Genomic DNA, 21,757 nt, shown 5'->3' on the forward strand with positions numbered 1-21,757 from the left:
AGCCGCTCCAGTCTCACCATCGCAGGCCGGGCTTGCCCCTAGGGGGTGGGGGGAACTCAGTCCTCGGGGTCTGGCCGGCGCCTCACGCGCGCGATGTCCGCCAGCACTTGGGGCAGGGCGATGGGTTTGGTCCAGTAGCCGGCGAAACCGGCCTGACGGGCCCGTTCGATGTCCTCGGGCATGGCATCGGCCGAGCACATGAAGGCTGGGATGTCGTGCAGGCCGTGGTCTCGGCGCAGGCCTTGCAGCACGTCGAAGCCGGACATGCCGGGCAGGTGGGCGTCGAGCACGATGACGTCGGGCCGCCAGTGGCGCACCAGGTCGAACGCTCGTTCACCATCTTCGGCGACCTGCAGTTCGATGTGCTCGCACAGGGTCATGGCCTCGCGGAACAGCAGGGCGTTGACCGGGTTGTCTTCCACGTAGAGCAGGCGCAGCGGGCCGATGCGGCTGGGCATCGATGGCGCGGGATCGGTGGACGCCGCACCGATGGTGTTCGCCGTGGCGGCATCGGCGCGCGGCAGCTCCAGGCTGACCGTGGTGCCCGTGCCGACGCTGCTGCGCACGTGGATGCGGCCGCCCATCTCTTCGATCAGGCGCTTGGCGATGAACAGACCCAAGCCGGTGCCTTCGATGCCGGAGGTTTCGCGCCCCAATCGCTCGAAGGGCTGGAACAGGCGCTCGAGCTGCGCGGCATCCAGACCGGCGCCGGTGTCGGTCACCTCGATGCTCACACGGTGCTCGGCCGCATCGCCGGCCTGCAGCGTCACGCGGCCGCCGGGCCGGTTGTATTTGATCGCATTCGACACGATGTTGAGCAAGACCTGGCGCAGCCGCTGCGGGTCGGCCCGCACGTGCGTGTCCATCGGTATGAGGTTTTCGATGTCGATGCGGTATTCCCGCGCCAAGGGCGCCAACAATTCTTGTGTTTGGGCACTGGCTTCGCGCAAGGACACAGGCCCCATCGACAGGGCAAGCTGGCCCGCTTCCACGCGTTGCAGATCCAACACGTCGTTGATCAGCGCCAAGAGGTGGCGGCCGGCTTGCAGCATGTGCGTGGCATAGTCGCGAATCTGCGCCGCATGGGGCTGCCCGGCGCTCATTGCAAGCAGTTGGGCAAATCCGATCATCGCATTGAGCGGGGTGCGCATCTCATGGCTCATGCGCGAGAGGAACTCCGTCTTGGCCTGGCTGGCCAGCTCGGCGGCCCGTTTGTCGCGCAACGCCTGTTCGGCTTGTTTCAGACGCGTGATGTCGGAATAAGTGCCGACCACCCGCAAGGCACGGCCATCGGGCGAACGGACCATCACCTTGCCGCGTTCGAAGACGCACAGATAGTGGCCATCGCGGTGACGCATGCGGTGCTCGGATTGGTAGACCTCGGTCCGTCCTTTCAAATGTGCCACCAGCGCGGCGCGCACCTGCGGCCAGTCCTCCGGGTGGACGCGTTCTCGCCATTCGCGTGGATCGTTGCTCAGCTCGTCATGGGCATAGCCCAGATTGGCGCGCCAACTGCGTGAGTAGTACACCGTGCCGGCTTGAACGTCCCAGTCCCATACGCCGTCGCCGCTGCCCTCGAGGGCGAATTTCCAGCGCTGTTCGCTTTGGGCCAAAGCGAGCTCGGCTTGGCGCTGACGGGTGATGTCCCGAAAGGTCAGCACGGCCGACATCGGCGGCTCGTCAGGACTTACCCGCAGCGGCTGCGTGTTGACGGCCAGCCACCGGGGGCTGCCGTCGCGCCCGCGCACCGCATACACCTCCTCGGTCACCGGCTTGCCGGTCTGGAGTGAGCGCGTCACCGGGTGGGCCTGGGCGGGCAAAGGCCGCAGGTCCTCGCTCAGCAGTTCGAGGACGGGCCGCATCATCAGCGTGTCCATCGAGGCGTCGAGGATGCGGCAGGCTGCCGGATTGACCGCCACGACGTAATGGTCACGTGTGAGCACCATCAGTCCATCGCTGATCGACAAGGCCACCGAGCGGTACAACTCCTCGCTCAGCCGCAGCCGGTCGGCGGCGGCGCTGCGTTCGGTGATGTCGTTTTGCAAGCCGATGAAGTGGGTGATGCGCCCTTGGGCATCGCGCAAGGGCGCCACATGCAATTCATTGAGGAAGCGGCTGCCGTCTTTGCGCTGGTTGCGCAGCACCACGGTGCAGCTTTCCCCACGCGCCAGCGCCGAGCGCAGTGCGGCCAGCATCACCGGATCGGTGTCCTCGCACTGCAGGAAGCGGCAGTTGCGGCCGAGGATTTCCTCTCGCCGGTAACCGGTCAGACGTTCGAAGGACGGGTTGACATACACCAGCGGCATGTCTGGAGCCAGGGCGTCGACCACGGTCATCGGCAGGGCGGTCTCGGCTTCCATGGCGCGCCGCATGATTTGCAATTGGGCATCGCGCTGCTCCAACTCCTGCTCGGCTCGACGGCGCGCGGTGATGTCCACGGCCACACGAATGTGGCCGCCGCTGGCGATGGGCTCTTCGGTCAGGAGGATCCAGCGGTCGCGCCAGCGCATCTCCAGCGGCGCAGCGCCCGCTGGGCGGGCGGCGGTGTGCCAGGCGAGAAATTCGTCCTCGCGTCCGATGGCATCGGGATAGTCGCCTGCACGCACCGCCCGCTCCAGCGCTTCGGTCCAGCAGGCACTCTCCAGGCCCTGGACGTGGCAACCCAGGCCTTCGCGCCAGGCCCGGTTGGCATGCACGATGCGGTCATGGGCATCGGTGATGACGATGCCCGCCCCCACGCTGTCGATGGCCTCCTGAAGCAAGCGCTGGACTTGGCGGGCCTGCTGCTGCAGACGCAGTTCCTCCGTCACCACCCGGGTGGCGCCGCGATAGCCGCGGAACCGCCCGGACGAGTCGAACACCGGCACGCCCGACACCGACACGGCCAGGCGGCCGCGCGGCGTTTCGCGCTCCATGACCAATTGGCTGAAGGGCTGGCGCGCTTGGCGTGCTTGTATGTAGGCCGCATGGTCGCTACGGTGGGCCGGATCGGAGCAAGGATGAAAGAACTCGCGGGCTGTTTGTCCGATTTCGTCTTCCGGACGCAGCCCGGTGTGCCGCTCCAAACTGGCCGACACCCAAGTGATACGACCTTCGGCATCCGATTCCCACAGCCAGTCGTTGCCGGCCAGTCCAGCCGTTCGCACCCGGGCTTCCTGCATGCGCGAGCGCTGCTCTTTGAGTCGCAAGGCCAGCATGTCTTCCAGCATCAGGCCGAGCTGATGCAGCCCCTGCCTGGCCGGGGCATCCAGTGTTCGCGACCGCAGGTCATAGACGCACAGCGTGGCCACCACGGCTCCTTCGACCCGCAGCGGCAGGCTTGCAAAGAAGCGCAGTCGATAGGTATCGACGACGAAGGGGTGCTGGGCGAAGCGGGGATCGGCTGTCAGGTCCTCGACCACCGTCAGACCGTCCTCATGCAGGGTCTGGTTGCACAGGGCCAGCTCGCGCGGGACTTCCCGGGCCTCAGCCCCGACCACGGACTTGAACCAATGGCGATCCCGGTCCATGAAGCCCAGCAGCGCGATGGGGCAACCGGTCAGCCGCGCGGCCAAGCTCACGGCGGCATCGAAGCTCGGCTCGGGCGCCGTGTCCAGGATGCGCAACTCGTGCAGGCGCCCCAGACGTTGGGTTTCGTCAGCGAGGCTCGGGCGGGACATGGCGTGTCCGGTGGATCATGGGCGGCGGGGGACGTTCGCCGTGCACTATAGGCGAGTTGGAGGCCGGCTTCATCGGGTTCGATGGTGCCATGGCCTCAGAATGCTGGGCATCGTTGAATAATGCGCTACCTCGTGAAGGCGACGAACAATCCCCCGCTAGCCATGCCGCCCTTGGCGCTGACGCTCGACCTGGACGACACCTTGTGGCCCGTGTGGCCGGCCATCGAACGGGCCGAGACGCAACTGCATGCCTGGCTGCAACGGCATGCGCCGGCCACGGCGCGGCGTTTCGATATCGCCGGCTTGCGGGCGCTGCGCGACGAAGTGGCCCGCACCCACCCGCAGTGGTCCCACGATCTGAGCGCCATCCGCCTGGAGAGCTTGCGGCGTGCGCTGCGCCAGGCCGGCGACGACGAGGGGCTGGCGCAACCGGCCTTCGACGCATTCTTGTCTTGGCGGCACCGAGTCGAGATTTACGCAGACGTGGTGCCAGCGCTACAGCGCCTGGCGGCTCGCTTCCCCTTGGTGGCGCTGACCAATGGCAATGCCGACCTGCAAACCATTGGGCTGAGCCATTGGTTTCGCAGCGTGGTCAGTGCGCGCAGTTTTGGGGTGGGCAAGCCCCATGCCGCGATCTTCATGGAGGCTTGCCGCCGTGCCGGGGCGCCGGCGCACCGGGTCTTGCACGTGGGGGACGACTTGGCTTTGGATGTGGCAGCGGCCTTGGCCGCGGGCCTGCAGGCGGCCTGGGTGGCGCGTCCAGACATTCATGCCGAGGCCGAGGGGGCGCCCGAAGGCACCCACCATGTGGTGCGTGATTTGGGCGAGCTGGCCGATCGGTTGGGAGCTTGAGCTGCCGTGGGAGGGCTTTCAAGGCCCGATGCTGAAGACTTCGAAGCTCAGGCAGGCAGCTTTGGGGTCGCCTGGCGGCGCTCCCAGTCCGATGACGCCACGGCCATGCAGCACGCAGCGGCCGCGGCGCAACACCACGGTCTCGGCCTCGTTGGCAAAGCGCACGAAGCTGCCGTTGCTGCTTTGATCGTCGAGGTGGAAGTTGCCGCTGTGCCATTCGATGCGTGCATGCAGTCGCGAGACCCGGGTGTCGTCGATGCACAGCGTGGATTCGGGGCTGCGCCCCAGGACGATCGGTGTTTGTTGGGGGGTGTAGACCTGATGCACACCGCCCACCGTCAGTCGCAGGCAGTCGGCCGAAGGGGTGTCGGTGAAGTCGGAAAACAGCGTAGACACCGGGGCATCGTCGGTCCAGGTCTCCAGCACGAAGACGCGGCAAGGTTCGGCGCGGCCGCGCAGATGCAGGCGATCCAGGCTGCGAAAACGCTGCCGATCCAGGCGGTTGAGACGCTCGTGCACCGCATCGGTGATCAGCACTTCATTGTCCCCGGCATGTTCGAGCAGGCGGGCCGCGACATTGACCGCATCGCCGAACCAATCGCCGTCGACCGCGACGATCTCGCCGTGCGCCAAGGCCACGCGCAGCTTCAGCGATGAGGCGCCAGTGTGGGCATCGGACATGATGCGGGCGATGGCTTCTTGCATTTCACAGGCCGCGCGCAGGCTGCGTGCGGGCCGCTCGAAGACGGCCATCAAGCCATCCCCCAGGGTTTTGACCACCGTGCCACCGCGTTGGCTCACGACCTGGCTGAGCATGCCGATGGTGCGGGTGATGATTTCGGCCGCCTGGGAATTGCCAAGGGACTCGTACAGCGAGGTGCTACCGCGCAAATCGGCAAACAGGACGGTGCGCTCGCTGGAAGACGGCATCGGCGGACTGTGAGAAATGTCACGCGCAGTGTAGCGGCTGCGAGGGGGCGCTGGAATGCGAACGGCCCCGCACAGGGGCGAGGCCGTTGGTTTCTTGCAATAGCCTGATGGGCCGAGGCGCCCGCTCGGCGCCTCGGGCGGTGCGAGTCCCGCCGCCTGCGGCGGCTGACGTCTCTCGCCAATCAAAGATTGTCGAGATACGTTCTCAGCTTGTGCTGGGTCGCGCAAGCCGAGAGGGCCTCGCTGCGCGAGTCCCGCCGCCTGCGGCGGCTGACGTCTCTCGCCAATCAAAGATTGTCGAGATACGTTCTCAGCTTGTCAGAGCGGCTGGGGTGTTTGAGTTTGCGGATGGCCTTGGCTTCGATTTGACGGATGCGTTCGCGAGTCACGTCGAATTGCTTGCCCACTTCTTCCAGCGTGTGGTCGGTGCTCATCTCGATGCCAAAGCGCATGCGCAGCACTTTGGCTTCCCGCGGGGTCAGGCTGTCCAGGATCTCTTTGACCACCTCGCGCAAGCCAGCTTGCATCGCGGCATCCACCGGCGCGATGTTGTTGGTGTCTTCGATGAAATCGCCCAGGTGGGAGTCGTCGTCGTCTCCGATGGGGGTTTCCATCGAGATCGGCTCCTTGGCGATCTTCATGATCTTGCGGATCTTGTCCTCGGGCATGTCCATCTTCTCGGCCAGCGTCGGCGCATCGGGTTCATAGCCGAACTCTTGCAGATGTTGGCGCGAGATGCGGTTCATTTTGTTGATCGTCTCGATCATGTGCACCGGGATGCGGATGGTGCGGGCCTGATCGGCGATCGAGCGGGTGATGGCCTGCCGGATCCACCAGGTGGCATAGGTGGAGAATTTGTAGCCGCGGCGGTATTCGAATTTGTCCACCGCCTTCATCAGGCCGATGTTGCCTTCCTGGATGAGATCGAGGAACTGCAGGCCGCGGTTGGTGTATTTCTTGGCAATCGAAATCACCAGGCGCAGGTTGGCCTCGATCATCTCGCGTTTGGCTTCACGCGAGGCGGCTTCCCCTTCGTTCATGCGCTTGTTGATCTCTTTGAGATCCTCCAGCGGCACCACGGCACGGGCTTGGATGTCGATGAGTTTTTGCTGCAGCTCCTGCACGGCCGGCAGGTTGCGCGCCAGCACCGCGCTGTAGGGCTTGCCAGCCGCAGCCTCTTTCTCGCCCCACTTGAGGTTGAGCGCGTTGGGCGGGAAGGTCTTGATGAAGTGCTCCTGAGGCATGCCGCACTTGTCCACCACGATCTTGCGGATCTCGCGTTCGTAGCGGCGCACGTCATCGACTTGTGAGCGCAGGATGTCGCACAGCTTCTCGATCGTCTTGACCGTGAAGCGAATGGTCATCAATTCGTTGGAGATGGCCTGCTGGGCCTTGTTGTAGGCCGGCGACTTGTAGCCGTCCTTTTCATAGGCGCGGCGCATCTTGTCGAACTCGACGCGCAGCTTGGCGAATTTCTCCAGAGCCGCGGTCTTGAGTTCCTCCAGCTTCTTGGTCAGCGCCTTGGAGCCGCCATTGCCGTCGTCGTCCTCGTCTTCGTCGAATTCGTCGAAGTCTTCCTCGGCGACATAGTCGTCGGCTTCGTCGTCGGAGACGAAACCGTCGACCACATCGGAGATTTGCAGTTCGCCTGCAGCGATTTTGTCGCCCAGCGCAAGGATCTCGGCAATGGTGGTGGGCGAGGCGGAGATGGCCAGCATCATGTCTTGCAGGCCCTTCTCGATGCGTTTGGCAATCTCGATCTCGCCCTCGCGGGTGAGCAACTCGACGCTACCCATCTCGCGCATGTACATGCGCACCGGGTCGGTGGTGCGGCCGAACTCGCTGTCCACCGTCGAGAGCGCCGCCTCGGCCTCTTCCTCGGCCTCTTCCTCGGTGGCGGTGGTCGTGCCGCCGCCGGAGATCAGCAGCGTGGCCGCATCGGGCGCCTGTTCGTAGACGGCGATGCCCATGTCGTTGAGCATGGACACGATGGCGTCCATGATCTCGGTGTCCACCAGCTTTTCGGGCAGGTGGTCGTTGATTTCCGCATGGGTCAGGAAGCCCCGCGTCTTGCCCATCTTGATGAGGGTCTTGAGCTCGGAGCGGCGCTTGTTGACCTCTTCCTCGGTGAGGGTGGTTTCGTCCAGCCCGAACTCGCGCATCAGCGCACGCTCCTTGGCGCGGCTGACCTTCATGCGCAGCGGCTTGGCCTTGGGCTTGTCGTCGCCTTCTTCGATGGCTTCGACTTCCGGTTCGAGCTCGGCTTCGAGATCGGCTTCGATGTCGCCGAAGTCGTCGTCCGCATCGAGATCGGCGCGGCTCTTCTTGGCCGAGGTGGTCTCGGCTTTGGGCTTGCGGCCGCGCCGACCCTTGGGGGCGCTTTCCGCCGACGCGCTGGTCTTGGCAGCGCGGGTGCCGCCCGATTTGGCAGGTGCGGCGGCTTTGGCCGAGGCCTCTTTCACGGTCGCAGCCTTGGTGGCCTTTTTCTTCTCGGTGGCGGATTCGGCAGCGGCGGCTTTGGCGTCGGACGCCTTGGAGCTGGCACTTTTCTTGGCGGTCATGCGTTTCCTCGGATGGTCTGGTGCGGTGGGCTTGGGGGGTGCTGTCGCCGCTGGGCGCGGACCGGAGGAAACCGCAGCCCCATGCGGGCGATGCACGAGCCAAACCGGTCGACACCGCATGAGGCAGATGGGGCCGGCCGGTGTCGACTCAAGAGGGCAAGCTGGCGTGAACGAGGATGGAGGGCAGTTCTGGCGGGGTTGGGTGGCCGGTGATGGTGCCCGTGTCGCGGGTGGCCGGGGCCCCCAGAGTCTGCTGTCACTCTTGCCGCATCAATAAACGCAACATTATCGTCGACATTGGCCTTTTCGTCAAAGACTGCGGGGGTGTCTTGCCGGGCCACCGTGAGGCTCAGGGGCCCGCCGGGGCGGTGCGGGCGGCTTCCAGGCGGCGCCGGCGCTCGTGCACCTCGCGGTAGCGTTGCAGGGCCGTCGGGTCCCGGGCGGCTTGCTCGATCAGGCGCGATTCTTCCGCTTTCAGGCGTTCGACGATCAGGCGGTCCAGCAGGGCGCGCAAGTCCGAAAAGTCGAGACCGTCGTCCGGGTGTATGGCGCCGGTCAATCGGCGTGCCGCCTCGTGCAGGGGGTGGCCCGACAGCGCTTGATCCAGCACGGACCAGGGTTGTGGGCCGTGTTCGGCCATGTAGCGTTCGAGCCAAGCGCACAGCGCGCCCAGCGGTGCAGGCAAGGCATGCAGCAGCTCATGGTCTTCGCCGGTGAGTTGGTCCCACCACGCGCTGTGCAGCCACAACAAGCGCACGGCCTGCTCGGCCGGCCCCGGTGGGGCTCGACGTGGGCCGATCGGGCCGGGCGTTTGCTCGCGCCTGCGCCAGTCGCTGCGGCGCGCCAGACCGTCGCTGCTGCGTCCCGCCGAGGGCGGGCGCCCCTGCCACAGGGCCAACAGATCGGCAGGGTTGAGGCCGCCGGCCTGGGCCAGTTCGGCCAGGATTTGCTGCTTGAGCACGCCCTCGGGCAGGGCGTTCCACAGGGGTTTGGCGGCGGCCAGCATGTGCGCGCGGCCTTCGGCGCTGTTGATGTCCAGGCCGTCGCGGGCGGTGTCCAGGATCTGCCGTGACAGCGGCACGGCCTGCGTCACGCACAGGGCGAAGGCCTCGCGCCCATGTTCGCGAATGTAGGAATCCGGGTCGTGCTCGGGGGGCAGGAAAAGGAACTTGATGGTGCGGGTGTCCGTGGCATGGGGCAGGGCCGCTTCCAGCGCCCGGGTGGCCGCGCGCCGGCCGGCGGCGTCACCGTCGAAGCTGAAGATCAGCGTGTCGGTGAAGCGCAAGAGTTTATGGACATGGTCGGCCGTGCAGGCCGTGCCCAAAGTGGCCACGGCATTGGGGAAGCCCCATTGAGCCAAGGCGACCACGTCCATATAGCCTTCCACCACCAGGGCGTAGCCGTGCTGGCGCAGGGCCTGACGGGCTTCATACAGGCCATAGAGTTCCCGCCCTTTGACGAAGACCGGCGTCTCGGGGGAATTCAGATACTTCGGTTCTCCCTGGTCGATCACCCGTGCGCCAAAGCCGATGACCTCGCCCCGCACGTTGCGGATCGGGAACATGATGCGGTCGCGAAAGCGGTCATAGCGCCGGGCGTCCTCGCCTTCGCCCTGCACGATGACCAGGCCGCATTCTTCGAGCAAGGGGTCGTCGTAGCGGGGGAAGGCGCTGGCCAAGGGGCGCCAGCTGTCTGGGGCATAGCCCAGCCCGAAGCGGGCGGCGATCTCGCCGGTGAGGCCGCGGCGTTTGAGGTAATCGATGGCGCGCGGGCTGGTCTTGAGCTGCTTGCGGTAGTGGGTGGCCGCGCGCTCGAGCACCTCGGTCAGCGTGTGCTGTCGTTGTCGTTGCTGCTGGGCCTGGGCGCGCTGTTCGGGGGTGCTGTCGTCTTCGGGCACGGGCAGTCCGGCTTGCTGGGCCAGCTCGCGCACCGCATCGACGAAACCCAAGCCGCTGTGTTCCATCAGGAAGTCGATCGCATTGCCATGCGCGCCGCAGCCAAAGCAGTGATAGGTCTGGCGTGAGGGGCTGACGATGAAGCTTGGCGTCTTTTCGGCATGGAAGGGGCACAGGCCCTTGAAATGAATGCCGGCCTTCTTGAGTGCCACGTAGCGGCCCACGATCTCGACGATGTCGAGGCGGGCGAGCAAATCTTGTTTGAAGCCGGTGGGAATCACCTCGGCAGTCTACCGCCGGCCGCTGCAGCACGCGCGGGCTCTGCCATGTTGGCGCGTCCAGATGTAGTGAAATTACTCAATCTGTACTTCCTGAGTGGCGCCGCAGCACAGTCGCAGGTCGGCGTGCTGGCGTATCGAGGGACAACACCGATTTCCATTGATTGACGAGCCAATAGACTGGCCATGATGGTTCCGTCCGAGGAGGTGTCGTGTGTATAACGATCGGCGAAATGTAGTCAAACTTCTTTCTATGGGCCTCTGTGGCGCTGGCATGGCCTTGCCCCGGGCGGGCTGGGCGCGCACGGCCTCTGATCCGCTGAGGGTGTGGGTCAATGCCGACAAGGGTCATGAGGGCTTGCGTCGCGTGGCCTTGGCCTATACCCAGCGCACGGGGCGCCCGGTGGTGGTGGAGCATTTCGAACAGGCCGTCGATCGCTTCGAGGCCGCGATGCGCGATGGGGGCGCGAGTGGGCCAGACATTTGGATTTGGCCGCATGACCGCATCGGTGACTGGATCCAACGCGGCTGGATCGCGCCGGTGCGGCCGGGCGAAGCCGTGCGCAGCGACATCGTGCAAGTGGCCTGGGACGGATTCACTCTGGGCGGGCAGGTGTGGGGCTATCCTTTGTCGGTCGAGGCCGTGGCGCTGGTGTACAACAAGGCCTTGGTGGATCGGCCGCCGTCGAGTTTCGAGGAGGTGCTGACCCTGCATGAAAAGCTCAAGCCCAAAGGCATTCGGGCCTTGGGCTGGGAGACGGGCAGTCCCTATTTCACCTGGCCGTTGATGGCCGCTGGGGGGGCCTATGTGTTCCAGCGCCGCATCGACGGCAGCTACGACCCGCGCGACACGGGCATCCATCACCCCGGGGCGGTGCGGGCCGGGCAATACCTACAGCAATTGATGGCCGCCGGCGTGATCCCGCAGGGTGGCCTCAGCTACTCGGAGGCCGAGGCCGACATGCGCGACGGCCTGCAGGCGATGTGGATCACTGGCCCCTGGGCCTGGGAGGGGCTGGCGGCCGCGGGTATCGACTTTGGGGTGGCCCCGCTGCCCACGCTGGGGGGCAGGCCGGCCCGGCCCTTCGTCGGCGTGCTCGGGGCGATGGTGGTGCAAGCCAGCCCGCACCGGGCGTGGGCGGTGGACTTCATCGAAAACCATCTGCTGCGGCCCGAGAGCCTGCACACCATCAATGCCGACAAGCCCCTGGGCGTGCCGGCCTCGCGCCGGATGTTCTGGCGCCTGTATGCCGATGCCCGGGTGCGGGCCTCGATGGAGGCGATCTACGCGGGCCGGCCCATGCCGAGCAATCCGGAGATGACATGGTTCTGGCAGCACCTGTCGGCGGCGCTGCGCGAGATCAACGCCGGCCGTCCCCCACGGGAGGCGCTCGAAGCAGCGGCCGCGCAAATTCGAGCCTTGGCCGTGCAGGGGCGGCCGGTGGCCAGCCGTTGACGCTTCACTGGCCGCGCACCGCGCCTTCGCGGCGTGGATCGGCAGCCCCCAGCCAGCCGCGAGGCTGACGCTGCAGGGCCTGGGCGCCGCTGGTCATGGGGGCTTCGCGCACCGTGTGTCCACGCCGGCGCAGCGCCTCCAGTGTGGCGGCTGGAAAGCGCCCTTCCTCCAGCAGCAAGGGCCCGCCGGTGGTGCCGAAGTTGGGCTGGTCGATGGCCTGCTGCGCGTCCAGGCCCCAGGCCAGGGTGCCCAGCAGTACTTTGGCGGTGTAATGGATGATCCACGCTCCGCCGGGCGAGCCCACGTTGAGCACGAGCTGGCCGCCGGCGCGCTCGAAGACCAGCGTGGGGCTCATCGACGAGCGAGGGCGCTTGCCGGGTTCGACCCGGTTGGCCACGGGCCGGCCGTGGGCATCGGTGGGAACGAAGGCGAAGTCGGTGAGCTGGTTGTTGAGCAAGAAGCCGCCGGGCAGGCCTGTGCCGCCATCGACGAGTTGCCGGGCACCGAAGGCATCCTCGATCGTCGTGGTCATCGCCACGGCGCGGCCCTCGCGGTCGATGACCGACAGATGCGAGGTGCCGCGCTCGGGGGCCTCGGGCTGAGGGGCCCAGACGCTGTGCTGGCCCCCGGGGCGGCCGGGTCGCGCTCTCGGCATCGCGTGCGGGCTGATCAGCCGGGCGCGTTCGGCCAGGTAGGCGGGGGCGAGCAGGCTGCTCCAGTGACCTGCCGGCGGCGCGACGAAATCCGGGTCGGCCACGTACTGGGCGCGGTCGGCAAAGGCCAGCCGGGAGGCTTCGGCGTAGGCATGCAGGAAGTCGGGGCCGGGCAAGGCCGCTGGCCGCGCCGCTGCGGGTGGGGCCACGTGTTCGAGCAGGCCCAGGATCTGCGCGATGGCCAGATGGCCAGACGACGGTGGCGGGAAGCCGCACACCTGCCACGTGCGCCAGGGGCTGCACAGGGCTTCGCGCCGCCGCACCTGGTAGGCGGCCAGGTCGGCTTCGCTCAGGCGTCCGGGGCGCACCGGGTGGTTACGGACCTTGGCCACGATGCTGCGGGCGATCGGCCCACGATAGAAAGCATCGGCCCCCTCGCGGGCCAGCGTGCGCAGGATGGCCGCCAGCGCCGGGTTGCGCAGCCGGTGGCCCACGGGATGGGGGGCGCCGTCGGGGCCGTAGAAGTAGGCGGCGGCGGCCGGGTCGCGCCGCAGGTGTTCATCGGATCGCAGCAGGGCGTGCAGGCGCGGCCCGACCGCAAAGCCTTCATCGGCCAATGCGATGGCAGGCTCGAAGAGCTGGGCCCAAGGCAAGCGGCCGTGGGCCCGATGGACGGCCTCCAACAGGCGCATCAGGCCGGGTGTGCCTACCGACAAGCCACCAACGACGGCCTCGCGAAAGGGCAACGGGCGGCCTTGGGCATCGAGGAACAGACCTTCGTCAGCAGCCGCCGGGGCGGTTTCGCGGCCGTCCCAGGCGTCGAGCCGTTGGCCGTCCCAGTGCAGCAGGAAGGCGCCGCCGCCGATGCCGCTGGATTGTGGTTCGACGAGGGTGAGGACCAATTGCGCAGCGATGGCCGCATCCGCAGCCGTGCCGCCGGCGCGCAGCATGCGCCAGCCGGCGTCGGCGGCCAACGGGTGTGCGGCGGCCACGGCCTGCTCGCGCACGAGCACGGCCGAGTGTTGGCGCACACCCGAGGCTGCCTCCGGCTGGTGCGGCCGGGCGGTGTCCGGCGTTGGCGCCGCCGCGCAGCCCAGCAGCAGGGCCAGCGACGCGGCGCACGCTGCGAGGCCTCGCATGGCAGGGGCTCAGCGGGGTGCCAGCCGGATCGCGCCGTCCAGGCGGATCACCTCGCCGTTGAGCATCTCGTTGGTGATGATCTGGTGCACGAGCTTGGCGTAATCCTCGGGGGTGCCCAGGCGGCTGGGGAAGGGCACGCTGGCGGCCAGGGCGTCTTGCACCTCTTTGGGCATGCCAAACAGCATGGGTGTGCCGAAGATGCCAGGGGCGATCGTCATGTTGCGAATGCCGTTGCGTGCCAGGTCGCGGGCAATCGGCAGCGTCATGCCGACCACCCCGCCCTTGGAGGCGGAATAGGCCGCTTGTCCAATTTGGCCGTCATAGGCTGCCACCGAGGCGGTGGAGATCAGCACGCCGCGCTCGCCCGTGGGCTCGGGGTCGTTTTTGCACATGGCCTCGGCCGCCAGGCGGATCATGTTGAAGGTGCCGATCAGGTTGACGGTGATCGTCTTGGTGAAGACGGCCAGCGGATGGGCGCCGTCTTTGCCGACGGTCTTGACCGCCGGAGCGATGCCGGCACAGTTGACCAGGCCCACCAGCTTGCCCAACGCGACGGCTTGGGCGACCACGGCCTTGCCATCGTCCTCACTGGCCACGTCGCATTTCACGAACGCGCCGCCGATGTCGCGGGCCACGGCCTCGCCCTTGTCGACCTGCAGGTCGGCGATCACGACTTTGCCGCCTTCACGCGCCAGCATGCGCGCCGTGCCTTCGCCCAGGCCCGAGGCACCACCGGTGACGATGAAGACTTTGCCTTGAATGTCCATGAATGCGCTCCTCGTGTGGATGGGGGTCGAAATGACGTTGACGTAAACGTCAATTGTGGCCCAAACCTCGCAACGGCCGAAAGGGCGACCGAAGGCCCCGGTGAAAACCCGGGTGGGGTTGATCCTAAGGGTGAATTGCTTGAATACCAAATACTTGAGGTCTAAATTAATTTCATCACCACCTCTTGGGGTCATGGGCATGAGGATCGTGTGCATCGGAGGCGGCCCGGCCGGCCTGTACTTTGCATTGCTGATGAAGCGTGCCGATCCGTCCCATGACGTCACCGTGGTCGAGCGGCATCGCCCGTATGACACTTTCGGCTGGGGGGTGGTGTTTTCGGATCAGACCCTGGGCAACTTGCAGCAGGCCGACCCCGAGACGGCCTCGCAGATCCTCGACGCCTTCAACCACTGGGACGACATCGACGTGCACATTCGCGGACGCACGATCCGCTCGGGCGGGCATGGCTTTTGCGGCATCGGGCGCAAGCGTCTGCTCAACATCCTGCAGGCTCGTTGTGAGGCCCTGGGGGTCAAGCTGGTGTTCGAGACCGAAGTGGGCGGCGATGAAGAGTTTCCCGATGCCGATCTCATCATCGCCAGCGACGGGCTCAACAGCCGCATTCGCAACAAGTACGCCGCGATCTTCCAGCCCGACATCGATGTGCGGCGCTGCCGCTTCGTGTGGTTGGGTACGCACAAGCTGTTCGAAGCCTTCACCTTCGCGTTCGAGGAGACCGAACACGGCTGGTTCCAGGCGCATGCCTACCGCTACGATGCCCACACATCCACCTTCATCGTCGAGACGCCGGAGGAGGTCTGGCTCAAAGCGGGGCTGGACAAGATGGGGAAGGAGGAGTCCATCGCCTTTTGCGAGCGGCTCTTCGCCAAGTACCTCGATGGCCACAAGCTGATGTCCAATGCCGCCCACCTGCGGGGCTCGGCGCAGTGGATCAAGTTTCCGCGCGTGGTGTGCAAGACCTGGGTGCATCACAACGGCCGCGCACCGGTGGTGTTGATGGGCGATGCGGCCCACACGGCTCATTTCTCGATCGGCTCGGGCACCAAGCTGGCGCTGGAGGATGCGATCGAGCTGGTGCGCAGCATCCAGCGTCATCCCGGCGACCTGGCCGCGGCTTTGCGCGACTACGAAGCCGTGCGCAGCGTCGAGGTGCTGCGCATCCAGAATGCGGCGCGCAATTCGACCGAGTGGTTCGAGAACGTCTCACGTTATGTGAACTTGCCGCCCGAGCAGTTCGCCTACTCGTTGTTGACGCGCAGTCAGCGCATCAGCCACGAGAACCTGCGTTTGCGTGACAAAGCGTATGTGGAGGGCTTCGAGCGCTGGCTGGCCGAGCGCTGCGGGGGGCCGTCACGAGCCGGCCGCGCGCCGGTGCCGCCGATGTTCACGCCCTTCAGCGTGCGCGGCGTGACCTTGAAGAACCGTGTGGTCGTCTCGCCGATGGCGCAATACTCGGCCGTCGAGGGGCTGCCGGGCGACTATCACCTGGTGCACTTGGGGGCGCGGGCCATGGGCGGGGCCGCCTTGGTGTTTGCCGAGATGACTTGCGTGTCGCCCGAGGCGCGCATCACCCCGGGGTGTCCGGGCCTGTGGAACGATGCCCAGCGCGAGGCCTGGAAGCGCATCGTCGATTACGTGCACACCCACACCGATGCCAAGATCGGCATGCAGCTCGGACATGCGGGTGCCAAGGGCTCGACGAACATTCCCTGGCAGGACGACGGGGGCGATCGGCCGCTGCGCAAGGGCAATTGGCCGCTGCTGTCCGCCTCGGCTGTGCCCTACCTCGACGATGGGCCACTGCCGCGTGCCATGACTCGCCAGGACATGGATCGCGTGCGCGAAGACTTCGTGGCGGCGGCCCGGCGTGCGGCGCAGGCCGGTTTCGACTGGCTGGAGTTGCACTGCGCACATGGCTACCTGCTGTCGAGCTTCATTTCGCCGCTGACCAACCGGCGCACCGACGACTACGGTGGGTCGCTGGCCAACCGCTTGCGCTACCCGCTGGAGGTGTTTACCGCGCTGCGCGAGGTCTGGCCGCAGGATCGCCCGATGTCGGTGCGCATTTCCGCGCACGACTGGGTGGAAGGCGGCATCACCCCGGACGATGCAGTGGCCATCGGCCGGGCCTTCAAGGCCGTGGGCGCCGATGTGATCGATTGTTCCTCGGGTCAGGTCAGCCCCCATCAAAAGCCGGTGTACGGCCGCATGTACCAGACGCCTTTTGCCGACCGCGTGCGCAACGAGGCCGGCATCGCCACGATCGCGGTTGGGGCCATCACCGAGGCCGACCAGGTCAACGGCATCATCGCCGCCGGCCGGGCCGATTTGTGTGCGATCGCACGCCCGCACTTGGCCAACCCGTCATGGACGCTGCTGGAGGCTGCCCGGCTCGGCTATGGCGATGTGGACTGGCCGGTGCAGTATCTGTCGGCCAAGAGCCAGCTCGAGCGCAACCTCGAGCGTGAGAGGGCGATGTCAGGCCGCCTGGCCGCGGCCGAACAGGCCAACCGAGCCTTGGGGGTGTGAGCATGGTCACCGCGCGACATGCCGTCATCACCGGTGCGGCTCGCGGCATCGGTGCGGCCATTGCGCGCCGTCTGGCCGCGCAGGGGCACCGGCTCACGCTGATGGGGCGCACGGCGCAGGCCCTCGAAGCCCTGCGCGCGCAATTGCCGGGTCAGGGGCATGCGGTGGCGGCCGTGGACGTGGCCGACGCGGCGTCGGTGGAACGGGCCTTTGCCCGGGCGCGTGAGGTGTCTGGCCCAGTGGAGATCCTCGTGAACAACGCCGGCCAGGCCGAAAGCGCGCCCTTGGCCAAGACCGATGTGGCGCTGTGGCAGCGCATGCTCGATGTCAACCTCACCGGCACCTACCTGTGCACTCGCGCTGCGCTGCCTGATCTGCTGCAGGCCGGCTGGGGCCGCATCGTCAACGTCGCCAGCACGGCCGGCTTGCGCGGCTATGCCTACGTCACGGCCTATACCGCGGCCAAGCATGGGGTGGTGGGCCTGACACGCGCGTTGGCTTTGGAGCTGGCCCGCCAGGGCATCACGGTCAATGCCGTGTGCCCGGGCTATACCGAGACCGACCTGCTGCGCCACAGCATCGAAGGCATCGTCGCCAAGACCGGACGCAGCCCAGCCCAGGTGCGTGCCGAGTTGACCGCCGCCAACCCCCAGGGCCGCCTGGTGCAGCCTGAGGAGGTGGCCGATGCGGTGGCCTGGTTGTGCGCAGAGGCCGCCGCGGCGGTGACGGGGCAGGCGATCTCGGTCAGTGGCGGGGAGGTCATGTGAAGCGCGGCTCCAAACTCCGTCTCGTGAGCGGCCTGGATGAGCACAGCATCGGCTTGGAGGCGCGCGCGGCCTCGGACGATCACATGGCGCTCAAGCTATGGTTGCGCTTGTTGGCCTGCAGCACCCAGATCGAAACCGAGATCCGCAAGCGTCTGCGTGCGCGCTTTGGCATCACCTTGTCCCGCTTCGACTACCTGGCTCAGTTGTACCGACATCCCGAAGGTTTGCGCATGAGCGCCTTGTCGCGCTACCGGATGGTCACCGGCGGCAGCATCACCGGGCTGACCGACGAGCTGGAGAAGGAGGGGCTCGTCTTGCGCGAGCCGTCCCCCGAGGATCGGCGTGCATTTCAGCTGCGGCTCACCGCCGAAGGCCGCCGCGTTTTCGAGCGCATCGCCGCCGAACACGAGGCCTGGGTCATCGAGTTCTTTTCCGACTTGCGAGCGTCCGATCGCAAGGTCCTGTACGAGCTGCTGGGCGAGCTGCGTGTGCACATGGCCGCACGCCAAGCCGCTCCTTCGTCATCCACTGCATCGAGTGAGCTTGCATGAGCGATCCCTCCACACCCATTGGCCTGGACCCGGCCCTGGCTGCCGGCAACCGGCGTGAACTCGCGGGCTACGGTGCACGCCACTTCCTGTGGCAGTGCGACCACGGCGTGGCTCAAATCACCCTGAGCCGCCCGCAGCGCAAGAACCCGCTCACCTTCGATGCCTATGCCGAGCTGCGCGACCTCTTCCGGGCCCTGCAGCATGCGGTAGATGTCAAGGCCGTGGTGCTCTCGGGCGCGGGGGGCAATTTCTGCTCGGGCGGCGACGTGCACGAGATCATTGGCCCGCTGGTGCAGCTCAAGGCCCCCGAGCTGCTGATGTTCACGCGCATGACCGGTGACGTGGTCAAAGCGATGCGGGCCTGTCCGCAGCCGATCATCGCGGCGGTCGACGGGGTGTGCGCAGGCGCCGGTGCCATCCTGGCCATGGCCAGCGACCTGCGATTGGGCACTGCGCGCAGCAAGACGGCCTTTCTGTTCAACCGCGTCGGTCTGGCCGGCTGCGACATGGGAGCCTGCGCCATGTTGCCGCGGATCATCGGTCAGGGGCGTGCAAGCGAGCTGCTCTACACCGGCCGCACGCTGGGCGGCGAGGAAGGCCTGCAATGGGGCTTTTTCAACCGCTTGTGTGCGCCCGAGGCCCTGGTGCCAGAATCCTGGCAATGGGCCCGCGAGATCGCCGCCGGCCCGACCTTTGCGAACGGCATCACCAAGACCATGTTGCACCAGGAGTGGAACATGGGGCTGGACCAGGCCATCGAGGCCGAGGCCCAGGCGCAGGCGATTTGCATGCTGACCGAGGACTTCCGTCGCGCCTATGAGGCCTTCGTGGCCAAGCAGCGCCCGGTGTTCCAGGGGAACTGAGATGGCCGATACCGCCGACCTGGACTGGCCATTCTTCGAGCCACGTCACCGGGAACTCGCACGGGGGATCGAGGCCTGGGCGCGCGTTCACGTGCCGCAGGTTCACGATCACGACGTCGATGCCGCGTGTCGCGCGCTGGTGCGTGCGCTCGGGCAGGGCGGCTGGTTGCGCCATGCGGTGGCGGGCACGGCCCACGGTGGGGCGGGCGAAACCATCGACACCCGTGCCCTTTGTCTGATCCGCGAAACCCTGGCGCGTCACTCGGGTCTGGCCGACTTTGCGTTTGCCATGCAAGGGCTGGGCTCCGGGGCGATCAGCCTGGCTGGCAGCCCCGAGCAGCGCGCTGCCTGGCTGCCGCGTGTGGTCCGCGGTGAGGCCATTGCCGCCTTTGCACTGTCCGAACCCGAAGCCGGCTCGGACGTGGCGGCGATGGCCTGCACGGCCCGCCAGGAGGGCGGCGACTATGTCCTCGATGGAGAGAAGACCTGGATTTCCAATGGCGGCATTGCCGACTTTTACGTGGTGTTCGCCCGCACGGGCGAAGCACCCGGGGCGCGGGGCATCTCCGCGTTCATCGTCGAGGCGGGCACGCCCGGTTTGGAGATTGCCGAGCGCATCGAGGTGATCGCTCCACATCCGTTGGCCCGGCTGCGTTTGGCCGGCTGCCGCGTGCCGGCAGGCCAGCGCATCGGGCCGGCCGGCGAAGGCTTCAAGCTGGCCATGCGCACGCTCGATGTCTTTCGCACCTCGGTGGCAGCCGCTGCCCTGGGCTTTGCCCGCCGCGCCCTGGACGAGGCGCTGCAGCGCGCCACCACACGGCGGATGTTCGGCCAGCGTCTGGCCGATTTCCAGCTCACCCAGGCCAAGTTGGCCGAGATGGCCGCCACGGTGGACAGCGCGGCCCTGCTCACGTACCGAGCAGCCTGGCAGCGCGACCAAGGCCGTGGTGTCACGCGCGAGGCGGCGATGGCCAAGATGTGCGCCACCGAGGGGGCGCAGCAAGTCATCGATGCGGCCGTGCAGATCTTCGGCGGGCTCGGGGTGGTTCGCGAGATGCCGGTCGAGCGCCTGTACCGGGAGATCCGCGCCTTGCGCATCTATGAGGGCGCCACCGAGGTACAGCAGCTCATCATCGCCCGCGAACTGCTCAAAGACGTGAAGGAAAGGGGCCAGCCATGACGACGAGAACCTCGCACGTGGACACCTTCGCCCGCGACCGTCTGCCGCCGCCACAGTGGCAGCCTGAGTTTCTCTTCGAGCTGCCCGAGCTGCAGTTCCCCGACAGATTGAACTGTGCCACCGAGCTGTTGGACCGCTGGGTGGCGCAGGGCCAGGGCGAGCGCCTGTGCTTGCAGGCCCCGGGGGGCGTGCGTTGGACCTATGCCGATCTGCAAGACCGGGCCAACCGCATCGCGCATGTGCTGGTGCGTGAGATGGGCCTGGTGCCGGGCAACCGGGTGTTGCTGCGTGCGCCCAACAACCCGATGATGGCCGCCTGCTGGTTCGCGGTGATGAAGGCCGGCGGCATCGCGGTGGCCACCATGCCGCTGCTGCGCGCCAAAGAGCTGGGTCAGATCATCGACAAGGCCCAGGTCAGCCATGCGCTGTGCGACGCCGCGCTGGCGGCGGAACTGCAGTTGGCCGCGGCCCAGCATCCGGTGCTGCGCGAGATCCGCTACTTCCATGAGGAGACGCCCCAGGGTTTGGAGGCCGCGATGGCGCGGCAATCACCGTCCTTTGACAATGTCCACACCGCTGCGGACGACATTTGCCTGATCGCCTTCACCTCGGGCACCACCGGCGTGCCCAAGGGCACGATGCACTTCCACCGTGACGTGATGGCCGTCTGTGCGTGCTGGCCGCGTCATGTGCTCAAGGCCCGTGCCGACGATGTCTTCATCGGCAGCCCTCCGCTGGCCTTCACCTTCGGCTTGGGCGGTCTGCTGCTGTTTCCGATGAGCATCGGGGCCTGCAGCGTGCTGCTGGACAAGGCCAGTCCGCCGATGTTGCTGGAGGCCATTCCACGCTTTGGCGCCACGGTGCTCTTCACGGCGCCTACGTCCTACCGTGCGATGGCAGCACAGGCCGGCCAGCTGCGCATCGGCGCGCCCCGCGGCGGCAGCCTGCGCAAATGTGTGTCCGCTGGAGAAGCCTTGCCGGTGGCCACGCGCGCGCTGTGGAAGGAGCACACCGGCATCGAGATGATCGACGGCATCGGTTCGACCGAGATGCTGCACATCTTCATCTCGGCCGACGAGGCGCATGCCCGTCCTGGCGCCACCGGCACCGTCGTGCCCGGCTACCAAGCCTGCGTGCTCGACGACGAAGGGCGCCCGGTGCCTCCAGGCACCTTGGGTCGTTTGGCGGTCAAAGGCCCCACGGGCTGCCGCTACCTGGCCGACGAGCGCCAGCGCCAGTACGTCCAGCATGGCTGGAATCTCACGGGGGATGCTTACATTGTGGACGAGGATGGCTATTTCCACTACCAGTCCCGCACCGACGACTTGATCGTCTCGGCCGGCTACAACATCGCCGCCGTCGAGGTGGAGGACTGCCTGCTGCAGCATCCGGCCGTGGCCGAATGCGGCGTGATCGGTGTGCCCGACGAGCAGCGCGGCCAGATCGTCAAGGCCTTCGTGGTGCTGCGCGAGGGCCATGTGCCGAGCCAGGCCATGGTGCGCGAGCTGCAAGACTTCGCCAAGCGCACCGTGGCACCCTACAAGTATCCGCGTGCGATCGAGTTTCGCGAGCAGTTGCCGCGCACCGAGACGGGCAAGCTGCAGCGATTCAAGCTGCGCTCGGTATGAACCCGCTCACCCTGAACGGCCCGGCT

Annotated in this window: 14 protein-coding genes; 8 read left to right on the plus strand and 6 right to left on the minus strand. The window is 66.9% G+C overall.

Annotated elements, in window-relative coordinates:
* Positions 1 to 56 precede the first annotated feature (56 nt).
* Positions 57 to 3,659, minus strand: coding sequence for a PAS domain S-box protein (locus tag F615_RS19285; protein WP_019559344.1), 3,603 nt, complete (start codon positions 3,657 to 3,659; stop codon positions 57 to 59).
* 132 nt (positions 3,660 to 3,791) lie between these two features.
* On the opposite strand from F615_RS19285, the gene F615_RS0101195 reads away from it, so the two are divergent.
* Complete coding sequence (locus F615_RS0101195) at positions 3,792 to 4,511, plus strand: HAD-IA family hydrolase (RefSeq protein ID WP_232300977.1); 720 nt, start codon at positions 3,792 to 3,794, stop codon at positions 4,509 to 4,511.
* An 18-nt stretch (positions 4,512 to 4,529) separates the two neighbouring features.
* Here the strand turns inward: F615_RS0101195 and F615_RS0101200 are convergent, their stop codons facing one another.
* The 3 genes from F615_RS0101200 to dnaG form a co-directional block, all read right to left on the minus strand.
* Positions 4,530 to 5,441, minus strand: coding sequence for an adenylate/guanylate cyclase domain-containing protein (locus tag F615_RS0101200; RefSeq protein ID WP_019559346.1), 912 nt, complete (start codon positions 5,439 to 5,441; stop codon positions 4,530 to 4,532).
* 287 nt (positions 5,442 to 5,728) lie between these two features.
* Positions 5,729 to 8,002 (minus strand): RNA polymerase sigma factor RpoD, encoded by a 2,274-nt coding sequence (rpoD, locus tag F615_RS0101205; protein ID WP_019559347.1) that lies wholly within the window; start codon positions 8,000 to 8,002, stop codon positions 5,729 to 5,731.
* 349 nt (positions 8,003 to 8,351) lie between these two features.
* Complete coding sequence (gene dnaG, locus F615_RS0101210; RefSeq protein ID WP_019559348.1) at positions 8,352 to 10,178, minus strand: DNA primase; 1,827 nt, start codon at positions 10,176 to 10,178, stop codon at positions 8,352 to 8,354.
* 271 nt (positions 10,179 to 10,449) lie between these two features.
* Here dnaG and malE point away from each other — a divergent pair, with 271 nt between their 5' ends.
* Complete coding sequence (gene malE / locus F615_RS17510; protein WP_019559349.1) at positions 10,450 to 11,631, plus strand: maltose/maltodextrin ABC transporter substrate-binding protein MalE; 1,182 nt, start codon at positions 10,450 to 10,452, stop codon at positions 11,629 to 11,631.
* Positions 11,632 to 11,635: 4 nt separating this feature from the next.
* On the opposite strand, the gene F615_RS0101220 is transcribed toward malE, so the two are convergent.
* Both F615_RS0101220 and F615_RS0101225 read right to left on the minus strand, forming a co-directional pair.
* Positions 11,636 to 13,423: a gamma-glutamyltransferase family protein gene (locus F615_RS0101220; protein ID WP_019559350.1), complete on the minus strand. Its 1,788-nt coding sequence runs from the start codon at positions 13,421 to 13,423 to the stop codon at positions 11,636 to 11,638.
* A 9-nt stretch (positions 13,424 to 13,432) separates the two neighbouring features.
* Complete coding sequence (locus tag F615_RS0101225) at positions 13,433 to 14,191, minus strand: 3-hydroxyacyl-CoA dehydrogenase (RefSeq protein WP_019559351.1); 759 nt, start codon at positions 14,189 to 14,191, stop codon at positions 13,433 to 13,435.
* A gap of 199 nt (positions 14,192 to 14,390) precedes the next feature.
* Between F615_RS0101225 and F615_RS0101230 the strand changes: the two genes are divergently transcribed.
* Genes F615_RS0101230 through F615_RS0101255 form a run of 6 tightly spaced genes read left to right on the plus strand, consistent with a single transcriptional unit; the run spans position 14,391 to position 21,731 of the window.
* The gene (locus F615_RS0101230) at positions 14,391 to 16,742 is read left to right on the plus strand and encodes a bifunctional salicylyl-CoA 5-hydroxylase/oxidoreductase (protein ID WP_026329917.1); all 2,352 of its coding nucleotides are present in this window, start codon (positions 14,391 to 14,393) and stop codon (positions 16,740 to 16,742) included.
* 2 nt (positions 16,743 to 16,744) lie between these two features.
* Complete coding sequence (locus tag F615_RS0101235) at positions 16,745 to 17,509, plus strand: SDR family NAD(P)-dependent oxidoreductase (protein ID WP_019559353.1); 765 nt, start codon at positions 16,745 to 16,747, stop codon at positions 17,507 to 17,509.
* On the plus strand, positions 17,506 to 18,060 hold the full coding sequence (locus tag F615_RS0101240) for a MarR family winged helix-turn-helix transcriptional regulator (protein ID WP_019559354.1): 555 nt from the start codon (positions 17,506 to 17,508) through the stop codon (positions 18,058 to 18,060). Before F615_RS0101235 ends, F615_RS0101240 begins: the two co-directional genes overlap by 4 nt.
* Positions 18,057 to 18,923 carry an enoyl-CoA hydratase family protein gene (locus F615_RS0101245; protein ID WP_019559355.1) on the plus strand — a complete coding sequence of 289 codons (867 nt, stop codon included), beginning with the start codon at positions 18,057 to 18,059 and terminating at the stop codon, positions 18,921 to 18,923. The genes F615_RS0101240 and F615_RS0101245 overlap by 4 nt, the downstream gene beginning before the upstream one ends.
* Before the next feature lies 1 nt (position 18,924).
* The gene (locus F615_RS0101250; protein WP_019559356.1) at positions 18,925 to 20,103 is read left to right on the plus strand and encodes an acyl-CoA dehydrogenase family protein; all 1,179 of its coding nucleotides are present in this window, start codon (positions 18,925 to 18,927) and stop codon (positions 20,101 to 20,103) included.
* Entirely contained in the window at positions 20,100 to 21,731 is a 1,632-nt protein-coding gene (locus F615_RS0101255) for an AMP-binding protein (protein WP_026329919.1), read from the plus strand. The genes F615_RS0101250 and F615_RS0101255 overlap by 4 nt, the downstream gene beginning before the upstream one ends.
* Positions 21,732 to 21,757: the final 26 nt, after the last annotated feature.

Origin of the sequence: Caldimonas manganoxidans ATCC BAA-369 (assembly GCF_000381125.1) — a bacterium.
GTDB lineage: Bacteria > Pseudomonadota > Gammaproteobacteria > Burkholderiales > Burkholderiaceae_C > Caldimonas > Caldimonas manganoxidans.

Excerpts from the sequence above, each read along its gene's own strand:
- F615_RS0101245 (WP_019559355.1), top strand. The coding sequence starts at position 18,057 with ATGAGCGATCCCTCCACACCCATTGGCCTGGACCCGGCCCTGGCTGCC.
- F615_RS0101220 (WP_019559350.1), bottom strand. The coding sequence starts at position 13,423 with ATGCGAGGCCTCGCAGCGTGCGCCGCGTCGCTGGCCCTGCTGCTGGGC.
- F615_RS0101200 (WP_019559346.1), bottom strand. The coding sequence starts at position 5,441 with ATGCCGTCTTCCAGCGAGCGCACCGTCCTGTTTGCCGATTTGCGCGGT.
- F615_RS0101235 (WP_019559353.1), top strand. The coding sequence starts at position 16,745 with ATGGTCACCGCGCGACATGCCGTCATCACCGGTGCGGCTCGCGGCATC.
- rpoD (WP_019559347.1), bottom strand. The coding sequence starts at position 8,002 with ATGACCGCCAAGAAAAGTGCCAGCTCCAAGGCGTCCGACGCCAAAGCC.
- F615_RS0101225 (WP_019559351.1), bottom strand. The coding sequence starts at position 14,191 with ATGGACATTCAAGGCAAAGTCTTCATCGTCACCGGTGGTGCCTCGGGC.
- F615_RS0101255 (WP_026329919.1), top strand. The coding sequence starts at position 20,100 with ATGACGACGAGAACCTCGCACGTGGACACCTTCGCCCGCGACCGTCTG.
- F615_RS0101250 (WP_019559356.1), top strand. The coding sequence starts at position 18,925 with ATGGCCGATACCGCCGACCTGGACTGGCCATTCTTCGAGCCACGTCAC.
- F615_RS0101230 (WP_026329917.1), top strand. The coding sequence starts at position 14,391 with ATGAGGATCGTGTGCATCGGAGGCGGCCCGGCCGGCCTGTACTTTGCA.
- F615_RS19285 (WP_019559344.1), bottom strand. The coding sequence starts at position 3,659 with ATGTCCCGCCCGAGCCTCGCTGACGAAACCCAACGTCTGGGGCGCCTG.
- malE (WP_019559349.1), top strand. The coding sequence starts at position 10,450 with ATGGCCTTGCCCCGGGCGGGCTGGGCGCGCACGGCCTCTGATCCGCTG.